The organism is Pseudomonas sp. GW460-12-10-14-TSB1 (assembly GCF_017349775.1).
Lineage (GTDB): Bacteria > Pseudomonadota > Gammaproteobacteria > Pseudomonadales > Pseudomonadaceae > Aquipseudomonas > Aquipseudomonas piscium.
The window spans coordinates 1-10,118 of sequence record NZ_JACNAC010000103.1; the positions used below are offsets into that span (position 1 = coordinate 1).

Consider the following 10,118-nt stretch of genomic DNA (forward strand, 5'->3'; position numbering starts at 1 on the left):
CCAGGCTGTTGAGCGCGGCAATGAAGGCCGGCCGCTGCTGTGCATCCAGCGCCAGCAGGCGCGAGCCCTTGCCCAGGGCAATCGCGCCCCAGGCCTTGCCGATGGCGATCTGTGGCCGCAGCAGGCTGGCCCCGTCTTCGCGCTGCAAGGTCACCAGATGCCCGCCGGCATCGAGCACCGCGATGGTCAAGGGTGCCGCGCTGATCTCACGGCCGAAGGCCAGGGCCTTGCCGGCCAGGCTGACTGCAACATTCAAGGTTAAAGCGCTCATGGGTGCCGTCCTTATTTTGTTATTGGGAAAAAATCCGGGTGTCCGATAAGAAGATCGATACAACAAATAGAACACAACAAAATTTGTTTTTGTATACAATAATTTTCGCAAACGCCTGCTTCCGACGAAAAGCCGCCTGTTTATCGGCACCGGACGAACGCATCCAAGCGCGAGAGAAAATGGATTGACCTGCGACGTTCGCCGTGAATACACTCTGCGCAAAGCCACTTGTATACAATTACAAAACGTAAGAGGCACAAAACAATGAGCAAAATGAGAGCAATCGAAGCCGCCGTTCTGGTGATGCGCCGTGAAGGGGTCGATACCGCCTTTGGCATCCCGGGTGCCGCCATCAACCCGCTGTACTCCGCCCTGCAAAAGGTCGGCGGCATCGATCACGTCCTCGCTCGCCACGTTGAAGGCGCCTCGCACATGGCCGAGGGTTACACCCGCACCAAAGCCGGCAACATCGGCGTGTGCATCGGTACCTCCGGCCCTGCCGGCACCGACATGGTCACCGGCCTGTACAGCGCCTCGGCCGACTCGATCCCGATTCTCTGCATCACCGGCCAGGCCCCGCGTGCCCGTCTGCACAAGGAAGACTTCCAGGCCGTCGACATCACCAGCATCGTCAAGCCGGTGACCAAGTGGGCGACCACCGTCCTTGAGCCGGGCCAGGTGCCCTACGCCTTCCAGAAAGCCTTCTATGAAATGCGCTCCGGCCGCCCCGGCCCGGTGCTGATCGACCTGCCGTTCGACGTGCAGATGGCCGAGATCGAATTCGATATCGACGCCTACCAGCCGCTGCCGCTGGCCAAGCCTTCGGCGACCCGGGTCCAGGTCGAAAAGGCCCTGGCCCTGCTGGATCAGGCCGAGCGTCCGTTGCTGGTCGCCGGCGGCGGCATCATCAACGCCGATGCCAGCGAACTGCTGGTGGAGTTCGCCGAACTGACCGGCATCCCGGTCATCCCCACACTGATGGGCTGGGGCAGCATCCCCGACGATCACCCGCAGATGGTCGGCATGGTCGGCCTGCAGACCTCCCACCGCTACGGCAACGCCACCCTGCTCAAGTCGGACCTGGTCCTGGGCATCGGCAACCGCTGGGCCAACCGCCACACCGGTTCGGTGGACGTCTACACCGAGGGCCGCAAATTCATCCACGTGGACATCGAGCCGACCCAGATCGGCCGGGTGTTCACCCCGGACCTGGGCATCGTCTCCGACGCCAGCTCGGCGTTGACCGTATTCATCGAGGTCGCTCGCGAATGGCAGGCCGCCGGCAAGCTGAAGAACCGCAGCGCCTGGCTGCAGGATTGCCAGCAACGCAAGTCGAGCCTGCAACGCAAGACCCACTTCGACAACGTGCCGGTCAAGCCGCAGCGGGTGTATGAAGAGATGAACCAGGTGTTCGGCAAGGACACCTGCTATGTCAGCACCATCGGCCTGTCGCAGATTGCCGGCGCGCAGTTCCTGCACGTGTACAAGCCACGCCACTGGATCAACTGCGGCCAGGCCGGCCCGCTGGGCTGGACCATTCCGGCGGCGCTGGGGGTGGTCAAGGCCGACCCGAGCCGCAAGGTGGTGGCGCTGTCCGGCGACTACGACTTCCAGTTCATGATCGAAGAGCTGGCCGTGGGCGCGCAGTTCAAGCTGCCGTACATCCACGTGGTGGTGAACAACTCCTACCTGGGCCTGATCCGCCAGGCGCAGCGCGGTTTCGACATGGACTACTGCGTGCAGCTGTCCTTCGACAACCTCAACGCCCCGGAACTCAACGGCTATGGCGTGGACCACGTCGCGGTCGCCGAGGGCCTGGGCTGCAAGGCGCTGCGGGTATTCGAGCCGTCGGGCATCCAGCCGGCCCTGCGCCAGGCCCAGGAAATGCTCGAGCAGTTCAAGGTGCCGGTGATCGTCGAGATCATCCTGGAGCGTGTCACCAACATTTCCATGGGCACCGAGATCAACGCGGTCAACGAATTCGAAGACCTGGCGCTGGTCGGCAACGACGCCCCCACCGCGATTTCCCTGCTCGACTGACACCACTGTGTAGCCGCTGCCGAAGGCTGCGATCGCATCCACAGGATGCGCAAGATCTCAGGATCGTCGAAGGCCTTCGGCCTTATCGCAGCCTGCGGCAGCGGCTACAGGGATTGAACCTCTACAGGAGACCACCATGCCGCGTTTTGCCGCCAACCTGTCCATGCTGTTCACCGAACAGGACTTCCTCGCCCGCTTCAAGGCCGCCGCCGAGGCCGGCTTCAGTGGTGTCGAATACCTGTTCCCCTACGAATTCAGCTCCGCCGAGATCAAGGCGCAACTCGACGCCCACGGCCTGACCCAGGTGCTGTTCAACCTTCCTGCGGGCGATTGGGCCAAGGGCGAGCGCGGTATCGCCTGCCTGCCGGATCGGGTCGAGGAGTTCCGCGCCGGGGTCGACCTGGCCATCGCCTACGCCCAGGTACTGGGCAATACCCAGATCAACTGCCTGGCCGGCATCCGCCCGCAGGGCTTCGACGATGCCACGGTGGAAAAGACCTTTATCGCCAACCTCAAGTACGCCGCCGAAAAACTTCAGGCCGCGGGCATCAAGCTGGTGATGGAAGCCATCAACACCCGCGACATCCCGGGCTTCTACCTGAACAACACGGCCCAGGCCCTGTCGATCCGCGAGCAGGTCGGCAGCAGCAACCTGTACCTGCAATACGACATCTACCACATGCAAATCATGGAGGGCGACCTGGCCCGGACCCTGTCCGGCCACCTGGACGCGATCAACCATGTCCAGCTGGCGGACAACCCGGGGCGTAACGAACCGGGCACCGGCGAGATCAACTACCACTTCCTGTTCGGGCACCTGGACAAGATCGGCTACCAGGGCTGGGTCGGCTGCGAATACAAGCCGCTGACCACTACCGAAGCCGGCCTGGGCTGGCTCAAGAGCCACAACGCAATCTGATCGCACACCGCGTCATCGTTCATCGCGGGCAAGTCGGATCGCCGCCCGCTCGCTCCTACAGGAGCGAGTCGGCTCGCGAGACGGACGCCCTGGTACCCCGCGAACCTTATAGAGCAATAAAAAGAGAGGATTTTCTCATGGCTAAAATCGGATTCATCGGCACCGGCATCATGGGTCACCCAATGGCCTCCAACCTGCAAAAAGCCGGTCACAGCCTGTTCCTGTCCCAGCACCACGACGCGGCCCCGGCCGACCTGGTCACCGCCGGCGCAGTCGCCCTGGCCAGCCCCAAGGAAGTGGCCCAGGAAGCCGAATTCATCATCGTCATGGTCCCGGATACCCCGCAGGTCGACGACGTGCTGTTCCGCGCCGACGGCGTGGCCGCGGGCGTCGGCCCGGGCAAGGTAGTGATCGACATGAGCTCGATCTCGCCGACCGCGACCAAGGCTTTCGCCGCCAAAATCAACGAGAAAGGCGCGCAGTACCTGGACGCCCCGGTGTCCGGCGGTGAAGTCGGCGCCAAGGCGGCGACCCTGAGCATCATGGTCGGCGGCGACAGCCAAGCTTTCGAGCGCGCCCTGCCGCTGTTCCAGGCCATGGGCAAGAACATCACCCTGGTTGGCGGCAACGGCGACGGCCAGACCGCCAAGGTGGCGAACCAGATCATCGTCGCCCTGAACATCCAGGCGGTGGCCGAGGCCCTGCTGTTCGCCGCGAAAAACGGCGCCGATCCGGCCAAGGTGCGTGAAGCGCTGATGGGCGGCTTCGCCTCCTCGAAGATCCTCGAGGTGCACGGCGAGCGCATGATCAAGGGCACCTTCGACCCGGGCTTCCGCATCAGCCTGCACCAGAAGGACCTCAACCTGGCCCTGCAAGGCGCCAAGGAGCTGAACATCAACCTGCCCAACACCGCCAACGCCCAGCAAGTGTTCAGCACCTGCGCGGCCATCGGCGGCAGCAACTGGGACCACTCGGCGCTGATCAAGGGCCTGGAACACATGGCGAACTTCTCGATCCGCGACAAGTAAGCCCTCTGTTATCGGGGGGGCTTCTGCCGCCCCCCTGTAGGAGCGAGGCTTGCCCGCGATAGCGTCGTGTCAGGCACTACGTCATCGCGGGCAAGTCGGATCGCCGCCCGCTCGCGCCTACAAGAGCCCTACCCGCCACACCTCGAACAACAAGAAATCCGGGAGCCCGCCATGTCGGTCGATCCGCAACAATTCCTCCGTGAGCTGTTCGCCACAGCCATTGACGCCGCCCACCCGCAGCACGTCCTCGAAGCCCATTTGCCCAGCGACCGCAGCGGTCGAGTGATCGTCATCGGTGCCGGCAAGGCCGCCGCGGCCATGGCCCAGGTGGTCGAACGCTGCTGGTTGGGTGAAGTCAGCGGGCTGGTCGTCACCCGCTACGGCCACGGCGCCCCCTGCGAAAAAATCGAAGTGGTCGAGGCCGCCCATCCGGTACCCGATGCCGCCGGCCTGGCCGTGGCCAAGCGCGTGCTGGAGCTGGTCAGCGACCTGTCGGAACAGGACCGGGTGATCTTCCTCCTGTCCGGCGGCGGTTCCGCCCTGCTGGCCCTGCCCGCCGCGGGCATCAGCCTGGCGGACAAGCAGTCGATCAACAAGGCCCTGCTCAAGTCCGGCGCCAGCATCGGCGAGATGAACTGCGTGCGCAAACACCTCTCGGCGATCAAGGGCGGCCGCCTGGCCAAGGCCTGCTGGCCGGCGACCCTCTACACCTATGCGATTTCCGATGTACCGGGCGACCTGGCCACGGTCATCGCCTCCGGCCCCACCGTGGCCGACCCCAGCACCTCGGCCGAAGCCCTGGCGATCCTCAAGCGGTATGCCATCGAGGTACCGGCGGCGGTACACAGTTGGCTGCAAAGCCCGGAGTCGGAAACCGTCAAGCCCGGCGACCCGAGCCTGGCCCGCAGTCACTTCCAACTGATCGCCCGGCCGCAGCAGTCGCTGGAGGCCGCCGCGGTGAAAGCCCGCCAGGCCGGTTTCAGCCCGCTGATCCTCGGCGACCTGGAAGGCGAGTCCCGCGAGGTGGCCAAGGTCCACGCCGGCATCGCCCGCCAGGTGGTGCTGCACGGCCAGCCGCTGGCCGCGCCCTGCGTGATCCTCTCCGGCGGTGAAACCACGGTCACCGTGCGCGGCAATGGCCGCGGCGGGCGCAATGCCGAGTTCCTCCTGAGCCTCACCGAAAACCTCAAGGGCCTGCCCGGCGTCTACGCCCTGGCCGGCGACACCGACGGCATCGACGGTTCCGAAGACAACGCCGGCGCCATCATGGCCCCGGACAGCTACGCCCGCGCCGCCGCCCTGGGCCTGAGTGCCAGCGACGAGCTGGACAACAACAACGGCTATGGCTACTTCGCGGCCCTGGATGGGTTGATCGTCACCGAACCGACCCGCACCAACGTCAACGACTTCCGCGCCATCCTGATCCTCGAGAGCCCCAAACATGACGCCTGACAAAAAGGTCAAAATCCTCGCCACCCTCGGCCCGGCCATCGACAGCATCGACGATATCCGCGAGCTGGTGCAGGCCGGGGTGAATATCTTTCGCCTCAACTTCAGCCATGGCGACCACGCCGATCACGCCCAGCGTTACCAGTGGATCCGCGAAGTCGAAAAACAGCTGAACTACCCGCTGGGCATCCTGATGGACCTGCAAGGCCCGAAACTGCGAGTCGGCAAGTTCGCCGAAGGCAAGGTCCAGCTGCATCGCGGCCAGGCCCTGCGCCTGGACCTGGACAGCACCCCGGGCGACCAGCGCCGGGTCAACCTGCCCCACCCGGAAATCATCACGGCCCTGGAGCCGGGCATGGACCTGCTGCTGGACGATGGCAAGCTGCGCCTGCGGGTCACCGCCAAACACGCCGACGCCATCGACACCACAGTGCTCAACGGCGGCGAGCTGTCGGACCGCAAGGGCGTCAACGTCCCGCAGGCGGTGCTCGACCTCAGCCCGCTGACCGCCAAGGATCGCCGCGACCTGGACTTCGGCCTGGAACTGGGGGTGGACTGGGTCGCCCTGTCGTTCGTGCAGCGCCCCGAGGACATTCGCGAAGCCCGCGCGCTGATCGGCGACAAGGCGTTCCTGATGGCCAAGATCGAGAAACCCTCGGCAGTCACTCAACTGCGCGAGATCGCCGAATTGAGCGACGCGATCATGGTGGCCCGTGGCGACCTGGGGGTCGAAGTGCCCGCCGAAAGCGTGCCGCAGATCCAGAAGAACATCATCGGCACCTGTCGCCAACTGGGTAAACCGGTGGTGGTGGCCACGCAGATGCTCGAATCCATGCGCTTCTCCCCCGCCCCGACCCGGGCCGAGGTCACGGACGTGGCCAACGCGGTGGCCGAAGGCGCCGACGCGGTGATGCTCTCGGCGGAAACCGCGTCCGGCGAATACCCGTTGGAAGCGGTGCAGATGATGAGCAAGATCATCCGCCAGGTGGAAAGCGGCCCGGACTACCAGACCCAGCTCGACGTCAGCCGGCCCCAGGCCGAAGCCACGGTGTCCGATGCCATCAGCTGTGCGATCCGCCGTATCAGCGGCATCCTGCCGGTGGCGGTGCTGGTGAACTACAGCGAGTCCGGCAGCTCCAGCCTGCGCGCGGCCCGGGAACGGCCGAGGGTGCCGATCCTCAACCTGACGCCGAACCTGTCCACCGCGCGCCGCCTGACGGTGGCCTGGGGCGTGCACTCGGTGGTCAACGACCGCCTGCGCCAGGTCGACGAGGTCTGCTCCACCGCCCTGGAAATCGCCCAGGCGCAAGGCATGGCCAAACGTGGCGACACCCTGTTGATCACCGCTGGCGTGCCGTTCGGCCAGCCGGGCTCGACCAACTCGCTGCGCATCGAAACCCTGATCTGAGTCCCCTGTAGCCGCTGCCGCAGGCTGCGATAAGCCCCGTAGGGGCTTCGACGACCGCAAGGGCGCCGCGACCGTATCGGTCAATCGCAGCCTGCGGCAGCGGCTACAGAAATCGACCTTCCATGCCTTCAGAACACTTCAACGCGCACTGCCCCGACTGGGCCACCGCCCTGCTCAACGGCTTCAGCCAGATCTTCCTCCAGCGCCATCCGCTGTGCGGCCTGCTGTGCATGCTGGCCATCCTGCTGACCGCTCCAGCGCTGCTCGGCGGCGCGCTGCTGGGCGGTGTGGCCGGGCTGCTTACCGCGCAGCGCCGGGGTTATGCCAAGGCCGACCGGCAAGCCGGACTGTTCAGCTACAACGGGGTCTTGCTTGGCCTGCTCCTGAGCCTGCGCTTCGACTGGTCGGTGCTGCTGCCACCGCTGATCATCGCCTGCAGCGGCGTCAGTGCGATCCTCACCCAGCAATGGCTCAAGCGCGCCCGTGCCCCATATTGTCTACCGGCCTACACCGCGCCCTTCGTCGGCCTCGGCTGGTTGCTGCTGGGCCTGGCCGCACCGCTGCCCGCCAGTGTCGAAGCGCCCTGGGCCGAGCCCGATACGCTGGCGCTGCTGCAGGCACTGATCCAGGGGCTCGGCCAGGTGATGTTCCTCGAGCATCCGCTGGCCGGGGTGTTGATCGCCTTGGGGCTGTTATTGGCCAACCGCCGAGCGGCCGCCTGGGCGCTGTTCGGTTCGGCGGCGGGTCTGGGCTTCGCCCTGCTGCAACAGGAACAGGCCAGCGCCTTGCAGGGCCTTGGTGGCTACAACAGCGCCCTGGTTGCCCTGGCCCTGAGCCAGGACCGCCGCCGCTCCTGGCTGGCGCTACCGGGAATGGCCCTGGCGCTGCTGCTCGCCCCGGGCTTCGCCGCGTTGGGCCTGCCCGCTCTCACCGCGCCCTTTATCCTCGCTTGCTGGCTGGTCCGTGCGGCAACCCGAGTGCTGCGCCAGGCTGCCGTGGACAGCACACCTTGCGCTACCGGGGCCAATCCCCCTAGGCTTCGCTGACCTTCGATTCAGGCGAACAACATGGACAGCACCACGGACACCGACAAGCACTGGCGCGAGCGCCTCTACGTCATGATTTTCCAGACCGACACCGTGGCCGGTCGGCGCTTCGACAGCATCCTGTTGCTGATCATCCTCGCCAGCCTGGTGATCGTGATCCTCGACAGCATCGACGAGGTGCATCAGAACTACGCCAATGTGCTGGCCTATATCGAATGGGGTTTTACCCTGATCTTCGCCATCGAATACGGCCTGCGCCTGTATTGCTCGCCCAAGCCGCTGCGCTACGCCTTCAGTTTCTATGGGCTGGTGGACCTGCTGGCCATCGTGCCGGGGATCCTCGCCCTGTATTACAGCGACGCCCAGTACCTGCTGATCATCCGGGTGATCCGCATGCTGCGCATCTTCCGCGTGCTCAAGCTCAGCCCCTACCTCAAGCAGGCCCACTACCTGCTCGACGCCTTGCGCGGCAGCAAACAGAAGATCCTGGTGTTCCTGCTCAGCGTCTGCACCCTGGTGACGGTGTTCGGCACCCTGATGTATGTGGTCGAAGGCCCGGAACACGGCTTCACCAGCATTCCCAAGGGCATCTATTGGGCCATCGTCACCCTGACCACCGTCGGCTACGGCGACATAGTGCCCAAGACCGTGATCGGCCAGATCATTTCGTCGATGGTGATGATCACCGGTTACTCGATCATCGCCGTGCCCACCGGGATCTTCACCGCGGAACTGGCCAATGCCATGCGCGGCGAACAGCTCAAGCACGACTGCCCGGTGTGCCGTAAAGACAACCATGAACACGGCGCCGCGTTCTGCTCGCGGTGCGGCAATGCGCTGTTCCCGAAAGTGGTTCAGGGAAACTGAATAAGCAAAGCACTTTTTAATCTTTAAAGAGATATACCGCCCCGGCTATAGTCGGCGGCAAATTGCCTTCACTCTCTAATAAAAGGAATGTGCAGTGAAAAAACTCGTTAGCGCCTCTCTCCTGGCCGCCGGCCTGGCACTGGGCAGCGTCGCCCAGGCCGCCCCGACCCTGCTCAACGTTTCCTACGACGTGATGCGAGACTTCTACAAGGACTACAACAGCGCCTTCCAGAAGCACTGGCAGGCCGAGCACAACGAGAACATCACCCTGCAGATGTCCTTCGGCGGCTCCAGCAAACAGGCGCGCTCGGTGATCGACGGCCTGCCGGCCGATGTCATCACCATGAACATGGCCACCGACATCAACGCCCTGGCGGACAACGGCAAGCTGGTGCCGGACAACTGGGTGACCCGCCTGCCGAACAACAGCGCGCCCTTCACCTCGGCCACTGTGTTCATCGTGCGCAAGGGCAACCCCAAGGCCCTGAAAGACTGGCCGGACCTGCTCAAGGATGGCGTGCAGGTGATAGTGCCGAACCCCAAGACTTCGGGTAACGGCCGCTACACCTACCTGTCGGCCTGGGGTTATGTGCTGAAGAACGGTGGCGACGAGAACAAGGCCAAGGACTTCGTCGGCAAGCTGTTCAAGCAGGCACCGGTGCTCGATACCGGCGGCCGCGCCGCGACCACCACCTTCATGACCAACCAGATCGGCGACGTGCTGGTGACCTTCGAGAACGAAGCGGAAATGATCGCCCGCGAATTCGGCCGCGATCAGTTCGAAGTCATCTACCCGAGTGTTTCCGCCGAAGCCGAGCCGCCAGTGTCGGTGGTGGACAAGGTGGTCGACAAGAAAGGCTCGCGCGCCGCGGCCGAGGAATACCTGAAGTACCTGTGGTCGCCGCAAGGCCAGGAAATCGCCGCCAACAACTACCTGCGCCCACGGGACCCGAAAGTCCTGGCCAAGTACACCGACCGTTTCCCGAAAGTCGACTTCCTGTCGGTGGAAAAAACCTTCGGCGACTGGCGCACCGTGCAGAAGACCCACTTCAACGATGGCGGGATCTTCGACCAGATCTACGGCGGGAAA

The 10,118-nt window shown here is 64.5% G+C and carries 9 protein-coding genes; 8 read left to right on the plus strand and 1 reads right to left on the minus strand.

Going from position 1 to position 10,118, the window contains the following annotated elements:
* A partial coding sequence (locus tag J4D52_RS30020) for a heme-binding protein (protein WP_207256212.1) occupies nucleotides 1-271 on the minus strand: 271 nt, incomplete at its 3' end.
* 264 nt (nucleotides 272-535) lie between these two features.
* Between J4D52_RS30020 and gcl the strand changes: the two genes are divergently transcribed.
* The 8 genes from gcl to J4D52_RS30060 all read left to right on the plus strand — a co-directional run.
* Nucleotides 536-2,311 (plus strand): glyoxylate carboligase, encoded by a 1,776-nt coding sequence (gcl, locus tag J4D52_RS30025; protein WP_025805243.1) that lies wholly within the window; start codon nucleotides 536-538, stop codon nucleotides 2,309-2,311.
* A 136-nt stretch (nucleotides 2,312-2,447) separates the two neighbouring features.
* Nucleotides 2,448-3,230, plus strand: coding sequence for a hydroxypyruvate isomerase (hyi, locus tag J4D52_RS30030; protein WP_038581047.1), 783 nt, complete (start codon nucleotides 2,448-2,450; stop codon nucleotides 3,228-3,230).
* Between the two features lie 137 nt (nucleotides 3,231-3,367).
* On the plus strand, nucleotides 3,368-4,258 hold the full coding sequence (locus J4D52_RS30035; protein ID WP_102676218.1) for a 2-hydroxy-3-oxopropionate reductase: 891 nt from the start codon (nucleotides 3,368-3,370) through the stop codon (nucleotides 4,256-4,258).
* Nucleotides 4,259-4,429: 171 nt separating this feature from the next.
* Nucleotides 4,430-5,710 carry a glycerate kinase gene (locus tag J4D52_RS30040; RefSeq protein WP_102676217.1) on the plus strand — a complete coding sequence of 427 codons (1,281 nt, stop codon included), beginning with the start codon at nucleotides 4,430-4,432 and terminating at the stop codon, nucleotides 5,708-5,710.
* Nucleotides 5,700-7,115 (plus strand): pyruvate kinase, encoded by a 1,416-nt coding sequence (pyk, locus tag J4D52_RS30045; RefSeq protein WP_102676216.1) that lies wholly within the window; start codon nucleotides 5,700-5,702, stop codon nucleotides 7,113-7,115. Before J4D52_RS30040 ends, pyk begins: the two co-directional genes overlap by 11 nt.
* Before the next feature lie 122 nt (nucleotides 7,116-7,237).
* Complete coding sequence (locus J4D52_RS30050; protein ID WP_063429041.1) at nucleotides 7,238-8,161, plus strand: urea transporter; 924 nt, start codon at nucleotides 7,238-7,240, stop codon at nucleotides 8,159-8,161.
* A 21-nt stretch (nucleotides 8,162-8,182) separates the two neighbouring features.
* The gene (locus J4D52_RS30055; RefSeq protein WP_063429039.1) at nucleotides 8,183-9,028 is read left to right on the plus strand and encodes an ion transporter; all 846 of its coding nucleotides are present in this window, start codon (nucleotides 8,183-8,185) and stop codon (nucleotides 9,026-9,028) included.
* A 94-nt stretch (nucleotides 9,029-9,122) separates the two neighbouring features.
* Nucleotides 9,123-10,118: sulfate ABC transporter substrate-binding protein (locus J4D52_RS30060; protein WP_063429037.1), on the plus strand; the 996-nt coding region annotated here is incomplete at its 3' end.

Coding starts and splice junctions, on each gene's coding strand:
- J4D52_RS30055 (WP_063429039.1), top strand. CDS start 8,183: ATGGACAGCACCACGGACACCGACAAGCACTGGCGCGAGCGCCTCTAC.
- J4D52_RS30050 (WP_063429041.1), top strand. CDS start 7,238: ATGCCTTCAGAACACTTCAACGCGCACTGCCCCGACTGGGCCACCGCC.
- J4D52_RS30035 (WP_102676218.1), top strand. CDS start 3,368: ATGGCTAAAATCGGATTCATCGGCACCGGCATCATGGGTCACCCAATG.
- gcl (WP_025805243.1), top strand. CDS start 536: ATGAGCAAAATGAGAGCAATCGAAGCCGCCGTTCTGGTGATGCGCCGT.
- J4D52_RS30040 (WP_102676217.1), top strand. CDS start 4,430: ATGTCGGTCGATCCGCAACAATTCCTCCGTGAGCTGTTCGCCACAGCC.
- pyk (WP_102676216.1), top strand. CDS start 5,700: ATGACGCCTGACAAAAAGGTCAAAATCCTCGCCACCCTCGGCCCGGCC.
- hyi (WP_038581047.1), top strand. CDS start 2,448: ATGCCGCGTTTTGCCGCCAACCTGTCCATGCTGTTCACCGAACAGGAC.